A 20,076-nucleotide genomic window follows, 5' to 3' on the forward strand; every position below is an offset into this window, starting at 1 on the left:
GCGGATGACACCGGCGTCACCAACCAGCGTCACCATGCTTGCGCGGGGATGCTGATCTGCACCGTGAAGACGCCGCCGTCCGTGCTCACGTCGAGGACGCCGTCGTACTTCTCGGCAATGAGCCTGATGCTCTTGAGGCCAAAGCCGTGGCGCGAGGCGTCCGCCTTGGACGTGAGGGGCAGGCCGCCGCGCATGCGCAGCTCGCCCTCAAAGGGGTTGTCGCACGTGATGAGCACGAGCCCCGCGCGCCCCTGAACCTGCAGCGTGATGGCGCGGCGGGCCGAGTCGGAGAGCCGCTGGACCGCCTCGATGGCGTTGTCGATGGTGTTGCCGAGCAGCACGTAGAGGTCGGGCATGGAGATGAAGCCCAGGTCAACGCTGCCAACGACGCAGGAAAACGATATGCCGCGGTTCTCGCAGAGCAGCGCCTTCTCGGAGAGAAGCGTGTTCAGCGCCTCGTTCTCGGAGTAGACGAGCGACTCGTAGCGGCGTATGTACTCGGACGTCTCGTTGACAAACCCCTCGCGCTGCTCCGCGGGCAGCTGCTCGAGCGCGCGCAGGGCGTGCTTGAGGTCGTGCACCGAGCGGTTCACGTTCTCGATCAGCTCGTGGGAGAGGTCCCAGTGGCGCGCCCCCTCGCGTAGCATCTGCTCGGTCGCCGCGCGCTCGCGGCCCATGAGCGCCGCCTGGAAGTTCGCGTACTGCAGGCCCAGCACCATGAGGCAGAGAAGCACCGTCATCCAGATCACCGTGGGCCTGCTGCCCGCGAAGTTGGTGAAGAGGTGCTGGAAGCCAAACGCGCAGCCCAGGAAGATGACGAGAAGGCCCGTCATCATGACGACGTCGCGCGGGGACCCCTCCAGGATCTTCTCGCCCGCAAGGCTCAGGCGGCGCGAGAAGAACCAGTAGAGCAGGCCATACCATGCCGCGCAGACAAGCGCGCTCAGGGCAACGTAGGCCACAAGGCGCTCCGCGAGCTGCGGCAGGAGCCAGCGCGCGAGCATCTCGTGGACCACGGCGTAGACGACGTGCTGGGCGGCGTAGCTGATGATGCCCACGTAGAGCGTGTCGGCGTAGGAGACCGCAAAGCACCAGCGGAAGTACGCCATCATGAGCAGCGTGAGCACCACGTACCAGAGGGCGACGACGACGGGGAAGACGGGCACGAGAGGGGCCATCGCCCGCAGCCAGACAAAATAGCCCTGGGAGAGGACGGAGAAGAGCGCGAGCCCCAGCGCCAGGCGGGCCCCCACGCGCCCGCGCCTGCTGGCAAAGGACGTGAGGAAGAGCGCCTCCGCGGCATAGAGCTCCCAGACAAAGCGCAGCTCCTCGAACGTGGCGGCGGGCGCGGCGAGCGCGACGGCGGCCTCCCCCATCAGATGCCCCCGACAAAGCGCGAGAACGCGGCGAGAAACTCCGCGCGCCTGCCGCGGCTGATCTTGAGCCGCTCCCCGCCCACGATGACGTCCTCCCCGTCGATGCCCTTGACGTGGCGCAGGTTGACGAGGTAGCCGCTGTTGCAGCGCGCAAACTGCAGCGGCGCGAGGTTCTTCTCGGCGGAGGACATCGAGCCGCGCTCGCGGTACGTCTCGCCCGCGGTGTGATAGATGAGGTAGTGGCGCGAGGACTCCACGTAGAGCAGCTCCCAGACCGAGAGGCTCACCACGCCCTCCTTGGTCTTGATGACGACGCTTCGCTCCGTGTTGCGGCCCACGTAGCGCAGGGCCTTCTGCATCTTGAGGAAGAACTCGCCGTAGGAGATGGGCTTGATCACGTAGTCGACGGCCTCGACCTCGTAGCCCGCGAGCGCGTACTGCGGGTAGTTGGTCACGAACATGATGACCACGTCGGGGTCGGTCTCGCGCAGGAGGCGCGCCGCCTCGACGCCGTTCATGCCGGGCATGTCTATGTCCAGGATGACGAGCGAGAAGCGGCTCGTGTCGCCCTTGAAGAAGCTGCCGGGGTGCGAGAAGCGCTCGACCTGCAGGGCAACGCCGCGCTCCCGGGAGAACTCCTCGATGTAGGAGGCGAGCGACGCAGCGTCCGCCTCCGTGTCATCCACCACCGCGACGAGCATGCGCCCACCCCCCTCGTGTCGCTGGCGTCTTTCTCTGGCGTCAGAGCTGATTGTCACACATCAAGAAGGGCCGCCGGGCGAGAAGTGCCCAGCGGCCCCATGTGTGGCAATCAGCCCCGACGCCAGCGTCAAGTGTCGCCGCTGCTAGATCGCGGCGAGCGCCTGCTCGATGTCGGCGATGAGGTCCTCGGTGCCCTCCAGACCGCACGAGAAGCGCACCATGGCCGGGGAGATGCCGGCCGCGGCCAGCTCCTCGTCGGTCATCTGGCGGTGCGTGGAGGACGCCGGGTGCAGGCAGCAGGTGCGGGCGTCGGCCACGTGCGTCTCGATCGCGGCCAGACGCAGGGCCGCCATGAACTTCTCGGCAGCCGCGCGTCCGCCGGCAAGCTCAAAGGACACGACGCCCGAGCCGCCCTCGGGCAGGTACTTCTGCGCCAGCTCGTAGTACGGGTCGCCCTCGAGGTGCGGGAAGCGCACCGAGACGACCTTGTCGCTCTTCTCGAGGAACTCCGCCACCGCCAGGCCGTTCTTGAAGTGCTGCGGCATACGCACGTGCAGGCTCTCGAGTCCGAGGTTGAGATAGAAGGCGTTCTGCGGGCTCTGGATGGAGCCGAGGTCGCGCATGAGCTGCGAGGTGGCCTTGGTGATGAAGGCGCCCGCCTGACCGAACTTCTCGGCGTAGACGATGCCGTGGTAGGACTCGTCGGGGGTGGTGAGGCCGGGAAACTTCTCGGCGTGGGCCATCCAGTCGAAGTTGCCCGAGTCCACGATGGCGCCGCCGACGCCCGCGCCGTGGCCGTCCATGTACTTGGTGGTGGAGTGCGTCACGATGTCCGCGCCCCACTCGAAGGGGCGGCAGAAGACCGGCGTGGCGAAGGTGTTGTCCACGATGAGCGGCACGCCGTGGGCGTGGGCCGCCTGCGCAAAGCGCTCGATGTCGAGCACGTCGAGCGCGGGGTTGGCGATGGTCTCGCCGAAGACGGCGCGCGTGTTGGGGCGGAAGGCCGCCTCGAGCTCCTCGGCCGTCGCCGTGGGCGAGACGAACGTGGACTCGACGCCCATCTTGGCCATGGTGTGCGCGATGAGGTTGTAGGTGCCGCCGTAGATGGCCGAGCTCGCCACGATGTGGCTGCCCGCCTCGCAGATGTTGAACAGCGCGAAGAAGTTGGCAGCCTGGCCGGAGCTCGTGAGCATGCCGGCCGCGCCGCCCTCGAGCGCGCAGATCTTGGCCGCCACCGCGTCGTTGGTGGGGTTCTGCAGGCGCGTGTAGAAGTAGCCCGAGGCCTCGAGGTCGAAGAGCTGGCCCATGTGCTCGGACGTGTCGTACTTGAAGGTGGTGGACTGGACGATGGGAATCTGGCGCGGCTCGCCGTCGCCGGGCGTGTAGCCGGCCTGGACGCAGCGGGTGTCGATGGTCTGCTCGAGGTCCTTCTCGCTCATGGCGGTCCTTTCTGTTGGGTCTGTCCATGATAGAGCGGCCGGGCGCGGACGGAGGCGAGGTCGGGAAAACGTAACAGGCGAGAAGAACCGGAGGGCCGCGGGCCGCGCCGTCCCGCACTGCCACGCGCAGTCCCGCGCCGCCACGAAAGCCGCGCGATTGGGTGTTTGGCAGCCTCCGCGCTCCCGGAACAGACCGATTTGTCCCAACCCCGGGGCGATTGGGCGGCATGTTTGATGCGCTCGACGCGGATGGGAGCAAAATCAGCTCGCCAGGGCGCTCCGTGACCACAAATTGGGTGCGATTGGGCGGCATGTTTGATGCCGAAGCGACACCCATATCAAGGATGCCACCCAATCGCCCACAGTTCGCGGCAGCCCATGGTTCATGGCAGCACGCAGCTCGTGGCGGCACGCGGTTCGTGGCGGACCGCAGTTCGCGGCAGCGCGCGGCCTATGGCAGGAGGGGGCGTCGCGCGACCCGGCGGCGCGGGGCACGCCGGCGGGCCGCGGGCCTAGACCATCTCCTCCGGGCGGAAGACCTCGTCGAAGCGCTCCGCGGTGAGCAGGCCGAGCGACAGGCAGGCCTCGCGCAGGCTCGTCCCCTCGGCGTAGGCCTTCTTGGCGACCCGCGCCGCGTTGTCGTAGCCGATGTAGGGGTTGAGGCAGGTCACGAGCATGAGCGAGCGGTGGAGGTTCTCGGCCATCCTCTCGCGCACCGGCTCGATCCCGCTCGCGCAGCGCTCGTCGAACGAGGCGATCGCGTCGGCGAGAAGCCCCACGGACTGCAGGTAGTTGTATGCGATCACGGGCATGAACACGTTGAGCTCGAAGTTGCCCTGGCTCGCAGCGAAGCCGATCGCGGCGTCGTTGCCCATGACCTGCACGGCGACCATCGTCACGGCCTCGCACTGCGTGGGGTTGACCTTGCCCGGCATGATGGAGCTACCCGGCTCGTTGGCCGGGATCTTGATCTCGCCCAGGCCAAGGCGCGGGCCGCTCGCGAGCCAGCGCACGTCGTTGGCGATCTTCATCATGTTGGCGGCGAGGCCCTTGACCGCACCGTGGGAGAAGACGAGCGCGTCCTTGCCCGTGAGCGCCCGGAACTTGTTGGGGTCCGTCACGAACGGCAGGCCCGTGAGCTCCGCGAGCTCCTCGGCGACGGCCACGTCAAAGCCCGCGGGCGCGTTGAGGCCCGTGCCCACGGCCGTGCCGCCGAGCGCAAGGCGCACGAGCTGCGGCATGGCGGCGAGAAGCTCCTCGCGCGAGCACTCGAGAAGCCCGCGCCAGCCGGAGATCTCCTGCGCAAACGAGATGGGCACGGCGTCCTGCAGGTGGGTGCGCCCGCTCTTGACCACGCCGGCGCACTCCCGCTCGAGGCGCGCGAACGTGGCCGCGAGCTGGTCGATCGCCGGGAGCAGGCGCCCCGTCACGGCGAGCGCCGCGGCGACGTGCATGGCCGTCGGGAAGGTGTCGTTGGACGACTGGCTCATGTTCACCGTGTCGTTGGGGTGCAGGGGGCGCTCCAGCTCCGCGCCCCGCTCGGCCGCGAGCTGGTTGCCGCGGTTGGCGAGGACCTCGTTCATGTTCATGTTGGACTGGGTGCCGGAGCCCGTCTGCCACACCACGAGCGGGAAGTCCGCGTCGTGGCAGCCGTCCAGGACCTCGTCGGCGGCGGCGCAGATGAGGTCGCGCTCGGCCTCGCCGAGCCGGCCCAGGCGGCAGTTCGCGCGCGCGGCGGCCTTCTTCACCAGCGCAAACGCGGAGACGATCTCACGCGGCATGCGCTCGGTGCCGATGGGGAAGTTCTCGTGGCTGCGCTCGGTCTGCGCGCCCCACAGGGCGTCCGCGGGCACGCGCATCTCGCCCATCGAGTCGCGCTCGACGCGCCAGGCCCCGGTCGGGGTCTCGGCGCCGGACTGGATCTTCTCGCCCACGCGCTAGCCCTCCTCGCCCTCGGGCGCGTCCCCGGAGACGGGACGCGCGTCCGCCTCGCGGCGCTCGAGCCCCGAGGTGATCGCGGAGACCACCTCGGCCTGGTCGCGCGCGACCACGCCCAGGTCGGCGCGGACGCCGCGGAAGCGCGGGCTCTTGGCGCACTCCTCCGCGAGCTGCTTGTTGCTGCGCGCGTCCGAGAGCGCGCCGAGCTCCATCTGGATCTCGTCGAGGTACTCGCTCATCTGCGCGCGGTCGGCGCCCAGGACCTCGCCCAGGCGCTCGGCCACGTAGTGCATCTCCTTCGCGTCACGGCGCGCCACGTAGACGGCGTCGCCGTCGCGCAGGTCGAGGCCGAAGAGGTCCTCGTCGACCTCGTTGAACTGCTCGTCGAAGCGCGCGCGGAAGTCCTCGGACGTGAGGCCGCGCTCGGCGACCTTGGACTTCCAGCTCAGGTGCGCGAGGTCGCGGGCGAGCTTGCCCAGGCCCTTCGCGGCGTGGCGCTTGCGCATGTCCGTGATCAGCGAGGCGCACTCGAGCGCGCGCTCCTTGGCGCAGGCCATCGGCAGCAGGCTGTTCTCGCCCAGCTCGCCGGACTCCACGAGCCCGTCGACGCACTCCGAGAGGATGTCGAGCGCGCGCAGGCGCGCGGACGCCACCTGCAGCTCCTTGAGCACGTGCTCGGAGCGGCGGTTCTGCTTCTTGGTCTGCCAGGGGGCCAGGAACTGCAGCAGCGAGCGCACGCGCCGCAGGCCCATCCTGAACTGGCGCAGGCCCTCGGCGTCCTCGGGCTTGGCGAGAAACGCCTCGGAGTGCGCGGAGAGGTCGCTCGCGGCGAGCGCGACGGCGCGCTCGACGGAGGCGAGCTCCTCCCACGAGGCGACCTCCGGACCCGCCACGCACCAGCGCAGCACGCCGCGGCCGGACGCCCCGTCGGGCAGGTCGATCGCCACGGCCGTGCCCTTGCCGAACGACGGGCACTGGCCGAGCAGGCGCGTCGCGAGGTTGTCCACGAACGGGGCGTGCCCCACGGCGGCCACGACGAGCGCGTCACTCGCCTCGAGCTCGACGAGAAACGCCGCCATGTCCTGGGCGTAGAGCGACTGGTGGACCTCGATGTCCTGCGCGCCCGTCGACGCGGCCACGACGTCGGCCGTCTCGAGCGCGCGCACCGCCGGGCTGCTCCAGACCTCGACCTGGGCGTCGTCGCCCAGGAGCGCGAAGGTGCGCGGGTAGGCCGTGCGCAGGGCCCGGGCACCCGAGGCCGTGAGCCTGCGGTCGAGGTCCGCGCCCGAGGCGGCGGCCGCCTCGGGAGCACCGTGTCGAACGAGCACCAGCGTCTTGACCATGTCTCCCCCGTTCTCCGTCTCCGGCGCACCCCGCCGGACTCTTTAGCATAGCAATTCTCCGCTTACCGAAATCATGCGTCGGGGAACGGCGCCGAGAGCCCGAAGGCCGCACGTCTCGGCGCGGCGACCGCGCCGGCCCAAGCCAAACGCACGCTTTTCTCGACAAGAACGTGCGCGCAGCTCGGGACAACGCACGCAAACGGGCGCGGCGCCCGCCGACGCGAGCCCGGAGCTCCCCGGGCTTCTCGCCAGCGTGCGCCGCGCCCTGAAGTGACTCAAAGGGGGCTGTCCCCTCTGGATCACATGAGCTCGCAGACCTGGGTGGCGAAGGCCACGGGGTCCTCGGGCATGATGCCCTCGACGAGCAGGGCCTGGTTGTAGAGGAGCTCCGCGTAGAGGCCGACCTTCTCGGTCTCGCCGGCCTCCTGCGCCGCGCGCAGCTTCTCGAAGACCGGGTGCTTGGCGTTGACCTCGAGCACGCGCGTGGCCTTGGGGGCCTTGTCGGCCTCGGGGCCCACCGAGAGGACCTTCTCCATCTCCAGGCTGAGCGGGCCCTCGGAGGTGATGACCGCGGGGGCGCCGTCGGCCGCGAGGCGCGTGGAGACCGCGACCTTCTCGACCTTCTCGCCCAGGGCGTCCTTCATGGCCCCGAACAGGCCCTCGTTTGCCTTGGTGGCCTCCTCGGCGGCCTTCTTCTCGTCCTCGGTGGCCAGGTCGAGGTCGCCGGAGGTCACGTTCTTGAGCTCGAGCGTGCGGTCCTCGACCTCGGGCTCGGCGCCGTCGGCCACGGCCTTCTCGGCGGCCTCGCGCGCGGCGTCGTCCTCGTAGGCCATGGGCAGGCCCTTGGCCGTGAAGTCGCGCATGGCCTGGAAGCAGAACTCGTCCACGTCCTGAGTGGCCAGCAGCACGTCGTAGCCCTTGGCGAGGACGGCCTCCACCACGGGCATCTTGGCCAGGCGCTCGCGAGAGTCGCCGGCGGCGTAGTAGATCGCCTTCTGGCCGGCCGGCATGGCGGCGGCGTACTCCTGGAGCGTGACCATCTTCTGGTCGCGCGCGCTCCAGAACAGCAGCAGCCCCGCGAGCTCGTCCTTCTTCATGCCGTAGCTCTGGTAGATGCCGTACTTGAGACCGCGGCCGAAGTTCTCGAAGAACTTCTCGTAGTCCTCGCGGCTCTGGTCGCGCATGGACTCGAGCTCGGAGGTGATCTTCTTTTCGATGCGGCGCGCCATGGCCTGGAGCTGGCGGGTCTGCTGGAGCGTCTCGCGGGAGATGTTGAGCGAGACGTCGGCGGAGTCGACCACGCCGCGGACGAAGTTGTAGTAGTCGGGAAGCAGGTCGGCGCACTTCTCCATGATGAGGACGTTGGAGCTGTAGAGCTCGAGGCCCTTCTCGTAGTCGCGGCTGTAGAGGTCGAAGGGCGCCTGGCCCGGGATGAACAGCAGCGCGTCGTACTCGAGGGTGCCCTCGGCGTGGAGCGTGAAGGTGCGCGCCGGGTCGGCCCAGTCGTGGAAGGTGGACTTGTAGAACTCGGCGTACTCCTCGTCCGTGACCTCGGAGCTGCGCTTCTTCCAGATGGGGGTCATCGAGTTGATGGTCTCGAGCTCGGTGTAGTCCTCCCACTCCGGCGTGTAGTCGTCCGGCGCGTCCTCGGGCTTGTCCTTCTGGCGACTCTTGGTGACGAGCATCTTGACGGGGTAGCGCACGTAGTTGCTGTAGCGGCGGATGAGCTCCTTGAGCTGCCACTCGGAGAGGAACTCGTCGTAGGAGGCCTCGTCGGTGTTCTCCTTGAGGTGAAGGACGATGTCGGTGCCGCAGGTGGCGCGGTAGGCCGGGTCGTCCGCGGCGACGCGCTCGATGGTGTAGCCCTCGACGCCGTCCGAGGCCCAGCGGAAGCACTCGTCGGAGCCCCAGGCGCGCGTGGTGACGCTGACCTCGCGCGCGACCATGAACGCGGAGTAGAAGCCCACGCCGAAGCGGCCGATGATGTCCACGGCGTCGCCCTGCGCCTCGGCGTTGGCGGCCTTGAACTCCTCGGAGCCGGAGTGGGCGATGGTGCCAAGGTTCTTCTCGAGCTCATCCTCGGTCATGCCGATGCCGTTGTCCGAGACGGTGATGGTGCGCGCGTCCTTGTCAAAGGCAACGTTGATGGCGAGGTTGTCCTGGTCGACGTGGACCGAGCCGTCCGTGAGGCTCTTGAGGTAGAGCTTGTCGATGGCGTCGGAGGCGTTGGAGACGAGCTCGCGCAGGAAGATCTCGCGGTTGGTGTAGATGGAGTTGATCATGAGGTCGAGCAGCTTCTTGCTCTCTGTCTTGAACTTGCGCATGCGGCGCTCCCCTTTCGTGCGGTTGTTTGCCGAGGGGTAGTCTACCCTTTTTTAGATAATCTCAGTCGGTGACGCTTAGATGCTGGGCGCCGGCTCATCAGGGCTCGTCGTCGAGAAGGACCGCCCCGAGGAAGTCCTCGTCGTAGGCGATGGCGTCGGCAAGCTCGACGTCCCCGTCGGAGGCAACGACGAGGTAGTTGTCCTCGGCGGAGCGCTCCTCGTCGCTCGCCGGCGCCACGACGACGTTGGCAAACGCCAGGCGCGCCGTGGCCACGAAGGAGCGCAGGAACTCCACGTCGGAGCCGCCCTCGCGCGAGACCACGTTGGCAAGCAGGACGCCGCCGGGGACGAGGGCGCGGCGGGCGGCGCGCAGGGCGCCCACCGTGGCGAGCGAGGAGGCCGGCTCGGCGCCCACGAAGGCGTCGAGGACGACGGCGTCGTAGGGGCCGCAGCCCCGTTCGAGGAAGGCGCGGCCGTCGTCGCAGAAAACGCTCAGGTCGCCGCCGCCGGCCCGGGCGAGCGCGACGGCCTCGTCGAGGAAGAACCAGCGGCGCGCGGCGCGGACGACGGCCGGGTCGATCTCGACGACGTCGGTGCGCACGCCGGGATGCTCGGAGGCGACGAGCTTGGGGAACGCGAAGCCTCCCCCGCCGATCGCGAGGACGCGGCGCACGGCGGGCCGCAGCTCGAAGAGGCGCGCGAGGGCGCGGTAGTAGGCAAAGACCGGCTCCATGCGGCGCAACCCGAGGTAGGTCGCCGACTGGTAGACGCCTCCTGTGCGCAGCACCCTCACGGGCTCGCCCGCGCCGCGGCGCACGGTGTAGACGAGCGCAACGCCCCCGGAGACGCGCACGACGTGCGGGTTCAGCGTCCACACGCGGCGCGCGAGCACCCCAGCCGCGGTCGCGCCCGCCAGCGCGAGCGCCACGAGCCGACGGTTCTTCTCGCCAGGCATGCGACCCCCTTCTTGTAGACGCCCCCATGATGCTACGATTCCCGCAGGGAGGGGACATGTCACTCAGAATCATCATCTCGCCGGCAAAGGGCATGCGCGCGGTCGACGCGCCGCCGTGGCCCGTGCGCATGCCCGCGCTCCTGGGACGCGCCGAGCGGCTCGCGCGCGCCGTGGGAGAGCTCTCCCGCGAGGAGGCGCAGGCCCTCTGGGGCTGCAGCGACCGCCTGGCCGACCTCAACTACGAGCGCTTCTCCCACATGGACCTCGAGGGGGCCTCGACGGCGGCTGCCGTGGCGTACGAGGGAATCCAGTACACGCACCTCGCCGCGGCCGTCATGGACGAGCGGGCCCTGGGCTGGCTCGACGCCCACCTCAGAATCCTCTCCGGCCTCTACGGAATCCTGCGGCCCCTCGACGCGGTCGTTCCCTACCGGCTGGAGATGCAGGCGCGCCTGTCCGTCGACGGCGCGCGCAACCTCTACGGCTTCTGGGGCGACGCGATCTACGAGTCGCTTGCCGGGGAGGGGTGCGAGCTCATCGTCAACGCGGCGTCGGCCGAGTACGCCCGGGCCGTCACCCCCTACGTGCGACCGGACGGGCCAAGGGTCCTGACCTGCGTCTTCGGTGTGGTCCGCGACGGGCGGCTGCGCCAGCCGGCGACCGAGGCAAAGGCGGCGCGCGGCACCTTCGTGCGCTGGTGCGCTGAGCGCGGCGTCGAGGACGCGGGCGAGCTCGTGGGCTTCCGGGAGCGCGGGTACGCGCTGGACGAGGGGCGCTCGGGCGACGGGACGCTCGTCTTCATCCGCGGCTAGCCCGGACGACGCGGTCCGGACGCCTCCCGTATGCAATTTGGCCGTTCAGTCCATGCAGCGGGCATCCTCGCGTGCAGTTTTGCCTCTCAGTCCATGCGTTTTCCGAAGCGCGAGGGATGCGGGACGAGCGTCATGAATAACGTCCATATAAAACATGCTCAAATCGAAACCGTTCGTATATTTTTCTCCCCGAAAGGGAGTCGAGCGAAAAAGTGCATGGACTGAGAGGCAAAACTGCACTCCGACCTGTCCAAAACATGGACCGAACCCCCAAATTGCACAGCACGCGGCGTCGGACGCCCCGAGGCGCGGCGCGCGGGCGAGTAATATGTGGGTGCCGGACTCGTTCAGAGGGGTGCCATGCCAGACATCGATCGGATAATCGAGCAGATCGTCGCGGCAAGCCGCGCCAAGGGCGGAAGGACGTTCGCCAGCTCGCGCGCCTACGCCGACGAGCCCATCCTCATGCGCGGATCCCAGATGGCGAGCTACCGGCCCGAGCCCATCCGGCAGATGCGCGAGCTTGCGCGGCGACCCGAGAGCCGCTCGTGGTCCGACGCCCGGCTCTTTGTCGAGCAGGCCCGCCTCATGGAGGGCTACGAGGACGACTTCCCCTACCAGGGGACGTTCAAGAGCTACTACCCCACCTATGAGGCCATGGACGACCGCCAGCTGCGCGGATACTTCACCTGGCGGGTGAGGGTGCGGCGCGGCGAGGTGAAGCAGACCTCGACGTCGTTTGCCTACGTGTACCTCTACGAGCTCATCAACGGAGTTGGCGCCGAGCCCGGCGAGCGGGCCTTCCGGGCGATCGAGGCGTTCTGGCGCGCCTACCGCGACTTCGAGCCGGCCATGGACCGCTACGTGCGGCCCTGGCTCGTCGACTACGTGGTCTACCACGACCTCGACCCTCGCCTTGCCGAGCCATACGCGGGCGCGGGGCACGACCGCGCCGTCGCGACGCTCGCGCGCACCGAGCGTGTGGTGCTCGAGCGGGCGGGGGCGAGCCGGCGGCGTGCGGCGCGCGACTTCGGCGCGCACGCGGCGACGGACCGGGAGCTCTTCTCTGCGCTCGACGAGCTCTCCACCTACCGCCCGAGCGCCTCTCGCCTCTACCGGGATGAGCCCGAGGCCCTCGTGGCCGTAACCTGCGCCGTCTTTGAGCGGCTCGCGCGCTACTACCACTCGAGCAGGAGCCAGGGCCTCACGGTGAGCCTCTTCGGGTCGCCCCACCCCATGCCCCACCTCATGTTTGCCTCCGCGGTCTTCTGCCCGCCGGGGCCCCATCCCGACTGCGTGGTGCAGCTCGGAGAGACGCGCCGCTACGAGTGTCGCCGCAACCTCTGGACCTGCGACGCGCTGCACGACGGCGGGGGCCGGAGCGCCAGGCTCGGTCAGGCGCTGCGCGCCGCCGACCGGCAGCTGCGCGCGGCGCTCGACTACCCGCACCCGCTCAAGGAGCACGGCGACCCCAAGTACCTCACGCAGCTCGTCGAGCGCGAGGTCCGCGACTACCTCGACTGGCGCGCCGCGCACGCCCCGCGCCGCGTCGAGATCGATCTCTCCAAGCTCGCGGGGATCCGCGCGGCGGCGGCCGTGACACGAGAGGCGCTGCTCGTCGACGAGGAGCGCGAGGAGGCGCCCGCGACACCCGGGCCTGAGGCCGCGGGCCCCGCGAGCGCAGTCTCGCCCGCGGCCGCTGCCCCGGCCGGCGCCCCCGAGCCCCCCTCGCTCGGCGAGAAGGGTGCCCCGCTCGGCCTCACCCCCGAGGAGCTGGCGTTTCTCGAGGCCCTTCTCGAGGGAAGGAGGCCGGGGGGCAACGCGGACATGCTCGCCGACGCCGTCAACGAGAAGCTCATCGACCTCATCGGCGACACCGCGGTCGAGTTTGACGAGGCGGGGGAGCCCGCACTCGTCGAGGACTATGTCGAGGACGTGCGCGCGGCGCTCGGCGCCTAGGCCTGGCGCGGCGTCGCCGCGCCGGCACCGGGGCCGGGGGTGCCGGGCCGCGTCCCAAAGAGGACGTCGACGGTGACGTCGATCAGCACGTCGACGGCGCGCTCGAGCGCGTCGGGGTCGAAGTCGTCCCGAGACATGAGGGCCATGGCGATGATTCGCTGCAGCGTCATGGCGAGCGCCGGATCCGAGGCGGCGTCGCCGAGGATTCCGCCGACGAAGCCGCTGCCGACCTCGGGGCCAAGCTGCGCGTCCGCGGGGAGCGCGCGTCGGTTCTCGGCGACGAGCTCTCAGACGAAGTCGTCCTTCGAGGGGAAGAACCCGTAGAACGTGCCCTTGCCGATGCCCGCCTCCTGCGTGATGTCCTCGATGCGCAGTGCGCGGAAGCCCTTCCTGAGCAGGTGCTCCCACCCTATCTCGAGCAGGCGCGCCCTCAGGGCCCACTTGGTCCTCTCGTTGAATATGGCCAGCATGTCGCCCCTTCCTTTACCGACCAAATAATGTGACTGGTCGTGTTTTCTGGTCATTATTTTACGGAAGCACCACAAAGAAAAGAGAACACCTGTTTGCTCGTGGGCTGTCCGTGTGCTATCATCCAAGGTCCCCGGAAGAGAGGAGCGCGCATGGACGGGAGCACCACGAGGGTGCCGAGGCGCATCGCCGCGGTCATCATCAACTCGCTCAAGGGCGGGGTCGTGCCGCGCATCGGGCTCCCCTACGTAACCGTGGGCCGCGAGCGCGAGATTCAGGCGCTCCTGCACGACCTCGACCTCGTGGCGGACGGGGGCGCGAGCTTCCGCTTCCTCGTGGGCCGCTACGGCAGCGGAAAGAGCTTCCTGCTCCAGACCATCCGAACGCACGCCATGGGACGCGGCTTTGTGGTCGCGGACGCCGACCTCTCCCCGGAGAGGCGCCTCCAGGGCGGACAGGGTCAGGGCCTCGCCACCTACCGCGAGCTCGTGCGCAACCTCTCGACCAAGACGCGCCCGGAGGGAGGGGCGCTCTCGCTCGTGCTCGACCGCTGGGTGGCGGCGCTTCGCGAGGAGGCGGACCCCGAGGGTGCGCTCGCGCGCCAGCTCGAGCCCGTCCGCGAGCTCGTATGCGGCTTCGACTTCTCGCGCGTGCTGGAGCTCTACTGGCACGCCTCCCTCGAGGGGGACGACGACCGGCGCGCCGGGGTGGTCAGGTGGCTGCGCGGCGAGTTCCGCACCAAGACCGAGGCGCGCTCCGAGCTGGGCGTCAACGCCTGCATCACGGACGACACCTGGTACGAGTACCTCAAGCTCTTCGCCCAGTTCCTCGTCGGGGCAGGCTACCAGGGCCTTATCGTGCTTGTAGACGAGCTCGTCAACCTCTACAAAATCCCCAACGCAACGTCGCGCCAGTACAACTACGAGAAGATCCTCACCATGTACAACGACACGCTCCAGGGCAAGGCCCGCCACCTGGGCATCATCATGGGAGGCACGCCCCAGTCCATCGAGGACCGGCGTCGAGGGGTCTTTAGCTACGAGGCGCTGCGAAGCCGCCTCACCCAGGGGCGCTTTGCCGGGGCGGGCCTCTCGGACATGCTCGCGCCCGTCATCCACCTCGAGCCCCTCACCTACGAGGAGCTCCTCGTGCTCATTGAGAAGCTCGCCGAGATTCACGCGGGCTACTTCGGCTACGAGCGCACCGTCACGGAGGCGCAGCTCGTGAGCTTCCTCAAGATCGAGTTTGGCCGCGTGGGCGCGGACACCCACCTCACGCCGCGCGAGGTGATCCGCGACTTCATCGAGCTGCTCGACATCGCGTGCCAGAATCCCGGGGCGGACGTGGACGAGCTCCTGCGCTCGGACGCGTTCTCGGGCGCCGTGACGTCACCGGTGGCCGCGACAGCCGAGGGGGACGTCGACGAGGCCTACGCGGAGTTCACGATCTAGCTCACGCCTCCCCGTCCTCGCTCCAGACCCTCTCGACCACGTCATGCTCCCCCACGACGCTGGCCGAGTAGACCGGCTCGTCCCGCCCGCTCGCGTCGAGGCTGAGGTAGCGCGGCTCGCCGCCCTCGCTCGGAAGCTCGTAGCACACGTGCCCCTCCCCCATCCACGAGACACAGCACGGCCGGCCAAAGCGCTCCTCGAAGTCCCTGACCGACCTCCCGCCCTCGTCAAGGAAGGAGACGGCGTCTTCGACGTCAATCACGGCCCCCGTGGCGTCGTAGCGCAGCGGGTCGCCGCCCACGACACGCGTCTCCCACTCGAGCGGGTAGTCCAGGTACAGGCGCAGGCCCAAATCCTGGGAGTACTCCGTCTGAGGCTCGTCATAGATCATCGCGCTGTAGAAGTCCTCGGAGAAGACCGCAAGGGAGCTGACCCCCACCTCTCCCCCGTCGGCGTCATCCTCCGTCACGAGCGTCACGAGGCACCAGAAGTTGCGCCCGCCGCAGGTCATCAGGAAGTCAAACTCAAGCTCGACGCGCCTCATGCGGTCGTCGACGCTCTCGCGCTCGACGGGTCGCGCCGCCGAGTCCCGGTCGACGTATCCCACGGGACCGGAGCAGGCCTCGACGAGCTTTGCGGCGGTGGCGTCAAGGCCCTCGGACGAGGCGCGCGCGTTGGGCGAGAAGAGCCCGACCACGCCGTCGCGGTCGCCCTCCTCGAGCGCGGCGACGAGGGCGTCCACGGCGTCGAGGCACGCCTGCTGCCGCGAGCTCACGTACTTCTCGCCCGTGACGCCGCTTCCGACCAGCCTGGCCAGCGTGTCTGCGGGGCCCGAGCACCCGACGCACAGCGCCACGGCAACCAGAGCGGAGGCGAGCGCGGCGAGGTGCCGGGCGCGACCCCCGTGACGACGTCCCACCATGTCTGCCTCCTTCCCTCCGCCTACCACTTGACTATAGAAACATTTGTTCCTATAGTCAAGTCAGGAAGGAGGCTGCCATGGGAGTGTTCGATCGCTACGCGCCGTTCGTGCAGGACTTCATCTACGCGCACGAGTGGGAGAACCTGCGCGGCATCCAGGTGGCCGCCGGCGAGGCCATCTTTGACACGGAAGACCACGTGCTGCTGTGCGCCTCCACGGCCTCCGGCAAGACCGAGGCCGCCTTCTTCCCCATCCTCTCCGAGTTCTGGGAAGATCCTCCCGCCTCGGTGGGCGCGCTCTACATAGGCCCCACCAAGGCCCTCATCAACGATCAGTTCTATCGCCTCGAGGAGCTGTGCGAGGAGGCGGGCATCGCCGTGTGGCACTGGCACGGGGACGTCTCATCCTCGCACAAGGCGAAGCTCATGCGACGGCCCTCGGGCATCCTGCAGATCACGCCGGAGTCCCTCGAGGCCATGCTCGTGCGCAGGCACGCCGCCGTGGCCAAGCTCTTCTGCGACCTGCGCTACGTGGTCATCGACGAGGTCCACTCGCTGCTGAGGCAGGACCGAGGCGGCCAGACGCTCTGCCTCATAGAGCGCCTCTCGCGCGTCGCCGGCGTGAGCCCGAGGCGCATAGGACTCTCCGCCACCATAGGCGATCCCGAGGCCGTGGGTGCGTTTCTCGCCGCGGGAACCGGCCGCAACACGATCATCCCCCGGGTCAGCGAGCCGCCCCGCACCTGGCGCCTCTCGATGGAGCACTTCTACACCGGCGGCCCCCAGGCCGACGAGGGCACAAGCCAGACCACGAGAAGCGAAGTCGAGGCAGACGTCATCTCGATGGAGCCGGGGGCGCCGGGACTACCCCTGTGCTCAAACAGCTTCGGCGCACAGGGCGCGCCTGCAGAACTGCGCGCGGAGGTAGTCCCGGCGCCCGTCGAGCATCCCACCGACCTTGCGCCCGTGAACTCAGATCCGGGACTGGGATACATCTTCGAGCACACCCGCGGCCGCAAGTGCCTCGTCTTCTGCAACTCGCGCGAGGAGGCCGAGGAGGTCACCACGACGCTGCGGCGCTACTGCGAGGCCAACGGGGAGCCGGACCGCTTCCTCATCCACCACGGCAACCTCTCCGCCGCCATCCGAGAGAGCGCCGAGGAGCTCATGCGCGACGAGGAGACCGCGCTCACCACCGTGGCCACCGCAACCCTGGAGCTCGGCATCGACGTGGGCCGGCTCGAGCGCGCGTTCCAGATAGACGCCCCGTTCACCGTGTCGGGGTTCCTCCAGCGCATGGGCCGGACGGGCAGGCGCGGCGCGCCCCCGGAGATGTGGTTCGTCATGCGGGAGGAGCCGCAGGAGGCGCGCGCCCTTCTCCCCGAGACCATACCCTGGAAGCTCCTGCAGGGCATCGCCCTCGTCCAGCTCTACCGAGAAGAGCGCTGGGTGGAGCCGCCCAACCTCGACCGGCTGCCCTACAGCCTGCTCTGCCACCAGACGCTCGCCACGCTCGCCTCGGAGGGAGAGCTTACGCCCGCCCAGCTGGCGAGCCGCGTGCTCACGCTCACCTACTTCCACCGCGTCAGCACGGACGACTTCCGCGTTCTGCTGCGCCACCTGCTGCGCAACGACTTCGTCGAGCAGACCGAGTCGGGCGGCCTCATCGTGGGCCTTGCCGGCGAGCGCGTCACGAGCTCCTACAAGTTCTTCGCGGTCTTCCAGGAGAACGTGGAGTACACCGTGCGCTCGGACTCCACCGAGATTGGCACCCTGTGCGCCCCGCCGCCTCCCGGCGAGAAGGTGGCCATAGCCGGCCACGTCTGGGTGGTGGACGAGGTTGACCACGAGCGCCACCTGCTCTACGTCACGCAGGTCAAGGGCAAGGTACCCGCCTACTTTGGGGACGTGGCAGGAGACATCAACACGCACATCCTGGAGCGCATGCGCCGCGTGCTCGAGGAGGGCAGCGCCTACCCCTACCTCATGGACCACGCGCGCGCCAGGCTGCGCGAGGCGAGGCACGTGGCGCGGGCGTCGCGCCTCACCGAGGGTCCCCTCGTCTGCCTGGGCGAGAACGACAAGGGCCAGACCATGTACTGCCTGCTGCCGTGGCTGGGAAGCTACGCGTTTCTCGCCCTGGAGCGGCTCGTCAAGATCAAGTGCGCGGGCGAGCTGGGCATCAAGGGCGTGAGCTCGTCGAGGCCGTACTTCATCACCTTCGTGATGCGCGAGGACGAGCGTGCGTTCTTCCACGTGGTGTGCGACGCCGCCGAGCGCCTGGAGGACCCGATGGAGCTCCTCTACCCCGCCGAGGTCCCCTACTTCGAGAAGTACGACGAGCTCGTTCCCGAGGAGCTCATCCGCAAGGGCTTCGCGTGCGGCGTGCTCGACGTTGCCGGAATGAAGGCCCGCGTGGCCGAGTGGGGCCGCAGGCTGCTCGAGGGGTGAGAAGAGCACCGCGGCTAGCTACGCCCTCTCGCACGTGGCGGCCACACGCTTTCCCGAAAAAGCAATCCCCCACCGCAGGCGGCCGGAAGCGACGACGGGCAGGTCATCAGCGTCATAGCCGCGATTCCCTATCTGAGCAACGCCCTGGCGAGCAAGCCCGGCGAGCTCGCCCTCGGGTGCGTCGTGCTGATACAGGTTAGAGGCAGGACCGTCCTTCGCCCCACCCCGTCACCGAGCAGTGGCGTAGCTTTAGGCTTGTCAGTGGTTTATTTTGAGAACGCAAGGCACCCCTTGAGAGGACAGCTCGTCTACCAGGTAATTTGGCAAGCGCGCTCAAACGTACCACCCAAGAGGTCCAGAAAAACCGCTGGCAACCCCATCTTGCGCTGACTTTAGACGCAACGCGGGCGGGCCGTGCCCTCGCAAGAAAAAGGCACGACCCGCCCACACGAGGAACCGTCCAGAGGCCTACTCGTACTTGTAGAAGCCCTCGCCCGCGGCGACGCCGGTCTTGCCCGCGTCGATGTAGCTCTTCAGCAGCGCGACGCTCCTCGCCACCGTGGAGTCGGGGTTCTGCGCCGCCGGGTCCATGCCGATGATCTTCCAGGCCAGCGGCAGGCCGATGCGGTCAAGCTTGCGGAACGGGCTCTGCATGGGGTCGGCGCCCGTGGCGAGCGTCCAGGTGAGGTCGACGGTCTCCACGTCCGCGACGCCGTCGGCCACCAGCCCCACCGCCGCCTTGAGCCACGGGATGAGCAGGGTGTTCAGGATGTAGCCCGGCTGCTCCTTGTTGAGCGGCAGGCCAACCATGCCGATCGCCTTGGCAAAGTCCTTCGCCAGCTCAAAAGTCTCGTCGCTCGTCTTGTCCTGGCGCATGAGCTCGGTGATGTTGTTGCGCCAGATCTGGTTGGCAAAGTGGAAGGACATGAAACGGTCCGGGCGACCGGTCGCCTCCGCAAACATGCTCGGCAGCATCGTGGACGAGTCGGTGAGAAGAACCGTCCGCTCCGGGAGGTGCTTGGCGAGCTCCGTGTAGAACGCGGTCTTCTCCGCGGGGTTCTCGTTGATGCACTCGACCACGACGTCGGCGTTGCCGAAGGCGATGTCGTAGTCCACGACAAAGCTGATGGCGTCGAGACGCTCCTCGGCCTGCGCCTTGAGCTCGTCGATCTGCTCGGGGGTGAGGTCGCGCTCGTCGGAGAGCCCGCGGCAGTACGCCCCGGGGTCGCCCGACTTCATCTGCTCGAGCGCGTCGAGGTACTGGCCGCGCACCATCTCAAAGCGCGGCATCGCGCGGGCGATGGACTCCTCGCTGCGCACCCACACCGTGACGTTGTAGCCCTTGTAGGCAATCTGCGACGCGATCTGGCTGCCCTGCGTACCGCCGCCAGCTACCGTAACGTTGCGAACGTCCTCGACCTTCATTGGAACACTCCCTTCGTCGGTTTCAAGACAAGGGGAAGTGTGCCCCCAAACAACAATCTGGCGAGAAGAACCTCGGACGGACGGCTCCTCCTCTCGGTTAGCGGCGGGAGGAGGGGTCGTCATGCCAATAAAATTGCGCCTAGACACTGTCAGGCTTGACGAGATAAACCACAGCCGTTCCCTGTTTTACAACAGCTCGGCACGCCCTCTCTCGGGCCCACGCATCACTCCTCTGCCGCCCAGAGCAGAATCCGCTCAATAGGTAGTAGCCCGATTTGAAAACGCGAGCCAGCGAGGCGCGGTACCTGCGGCCAGTCCTCACGGCATCTGGAGTCGGCTCATATGGTACCGCCCGTAAAATCCGCAGCAGAGGCGCCTGAATGGCAGGCACCGCAAAGCGGAAAGAAGTTTGCGCCCATTCCCAAGAAGAAAAGGCCCCCCGATGCTCACGAAAGAAGGAGTCCCGCAAACCGAAACCGCGACCGCCCCGCACTCGAGCAAGCGCGACATCC

General features: G+C 68.5%; 15 protein-coding genes. 4 read left to right on the plus strand and 11 right to left on the minus strand.

The features are described from left to right. Positions 1-29 precede the first annotated feature (29 nt). From B5F23_RS03145 to B5F23_RS03175, 7 genes are all read right to left on the minus strand, one after another. Positions 30-1,376, minus strand: a complete 1,347-nt coding sequence (locus tag B5F23_RS03145) for an ATP-binding protein (RefSeq protein WP_087351719.1) — start codon at positions 1,374-1,376, stop codon at positions 30-32. Further along, a complete protein-coding gene (locus B5F23_RS03150; RefSeq protein ID WP_087351722.1) occupies positions 1,376-2,077 on the minus strand; it encodes a LytR/AlgR family response regulator transcription factor in 702 nt (233 codons plus the stop codon). The genes B5F23_RS03145 and B5F23_RS03150 overlap by 1 nt, the downstream gene beginning before the upstream one ends. A 144-nt stretch (positions 2,078-2,221) precedes the next feature. Next, entirely contained in the window at positions 2,222-3,517 is a 1,296-nt protein-coding gene (locus B5F23_RS03155; protein WP_087351725.1) for an O-acetylhomoserine aminocarboxypropyltransferase/cysteine synthase family protein, read from the minus strand. Positions 3,518-4,029: 512 nt separating this feature from the next. After that, complete coding sequence (fumC, locus tag B5F23_RS03160; protein ID WP_241145782.1) at positions 4,030-5,451, minus strand: class II fumarate hydratase; 1,422 nt, start codon at positions 5,449-5,451, stop codon at positions 4,030-4,032. Between the two features lie 3 nt (positions 5,452-5,454). Beyond that, complete coding sequence (locus B5F23_RS03165) at positions 5,455-6,798, minus strand: CHAD domain-containing protein (protein ID WP_087351728.1); 1,344 nt, start codon at positions 6,796-6,798, stop codon at positions 5,455-5,457. A 299-nt stretch (positions 6,799-7,097) separates the two neighbouring features. Then, positions 7,098-9,122, minus strand: coding sequence for a molecular chaperone HtpG (htpG, locus tag B5F23_RS03170; RefSeq protein WP_087351730.1), 2,025 nt, complete (start codon positions 9,120-9,122; stop codon positions 7,098-7,100). A 97-nt stretch (positions 9,123-9,219) separates the two neighbouring features. Next, entirely contained in the window at positions 9,220-10,077 is an 858-nt protein-coding gene (locus tag B5F23_RS03175) for a spermidine synthase (RefSeq protein ID WP_087351732.1), read from the minus strand. A 56-nt stretch (positions 10,078-10,133) separates the two neighbouring features. On the opposite strand from B5F23_RS03175, the gene B5F23_RS03180 reads away from it, so the two are divergent. After that, positions 10,134-10,889, plus strand: a complete 756-nt coding sequence (locus tag B5F23_RS03180) for a YaaA family protein (protein ID WP_087351734.1) — start codon at positions 10,134-10,136, stop codon at positions 10,887-10,889. A gap of 360 nt (positions 10,890-11,249) precedes the next feature. Further along, positions 11,250-12,848 (plus strand): TerB N-terminal domain-containing protein, encoded by a 1,599-nt coding sequence (locus B5F23_RS03185; RefSeq protein ID WP_087351737.1) that lies wholly within the window; start codon positions 11,250-11,252, stop codon positions 12,846-12,848. Here the strand turns inward: B5F23_RS03185 and B5F23_RS09675 are convergent. Next, entirely contained in the window at positions 12,845-13,018 is a 174-nt protein-coding gene (locus tag B5F23_RS09675; RefSeq protein ID WP_158096104.1) for a hypothetical protein, read from the minus strand. The two genes, B5F23_RS03185 and B5F23_RS09675, sit on opposite strands and share 4 nt — an antisense overlap. 117 nt (positions 13,019-13,135) lie before the next feature. Further along, the gene (locus B5F23_RS03190; protein WP_158096105.1) at positions 13,136-13,318 is read right to left on the minus strand and encodes a TetR/AcrR family transcriptional regulator; all 183 of its coding nucleotides are present in this window, start codon (positions 13,316-13,318) and stop codon (positions 13,136-13,138) included. A gap of 150 nt (positions 13,319-13,468) precedes the next feature. Here B5F23_RS03190 and B5F23_RS03195 point away from each other — a divergent pair, with 150 nt between their 5' ends. Beyond that, positions 13,469-14,767, plus strand: a complete 1,299-nt coding sequence (locus B5F23_RS03195; RefSeq protein ID WP_087351741.1) for an ATP-binding protein — start codon at positions 13,469-13,471, stop codon at positions 14,765-14,767. A 1-nt stretch (position 14,768) separates the two neighbouring features. On the opposite strand, the gene B5F23_RS03200 is transcribed toward B5F23_RS03195, so the two are convergent. Then, complete coding sequence (locus B5F23_RS03200; RefSeq protein WP_087351743.1) at positions 14,769-15,689, minus strand: DUF5104 domain-containing protein; 921 nt, start codon at positions 15,687-15,689, stop codon at positions 14,769-14,771. Between the two features lie 77 nt (positions 15,690-15,766). Here B5F23_RS03200 and B5F23_RS03205 point away from each other — a divergent pair, with 77 nt between their 5' ends. Then, complete coding sequence (locus B5F23_RS03205; protein WP_087351744.1) at positions 15,767-18,139, plus strand: DEAD/DEAH box helicase; 2,373 nt, start codon at positions 15,767-15,769, stop codon at positions 18,137-18,139. A 468-nt stretch (positions 18,140-18,607) separates the two neighbouring features. Here the strand turns inward: B5F23_RS03205 and B5F23_RS03210 are convergent, their stop codons facing one another. Beyond that, a complete protein-coding gene (locus B5F23_RS03210; protein ID WP_087351746.1) occupies positions 18,608-19,564 on the minus strand; it encodes a 3-hydroxyacyl-CoA dehydrogenase in 957 nt (318 codons plus the stop codon). Between the last annotated feature and the right edge of the window lie 512 nt (positions 19,565-20,076).

This window comes from Olsenella sp. An188 (assembly GCF_002160255.1).
GTDB classification, from domain to species: domain Bacteria; phylum Actinomycetota; class Coriobacteriia; order Coriobacteriales; family Atopobiaceae; genus Thermophilibacter; species Thermophilibacter avistercoris.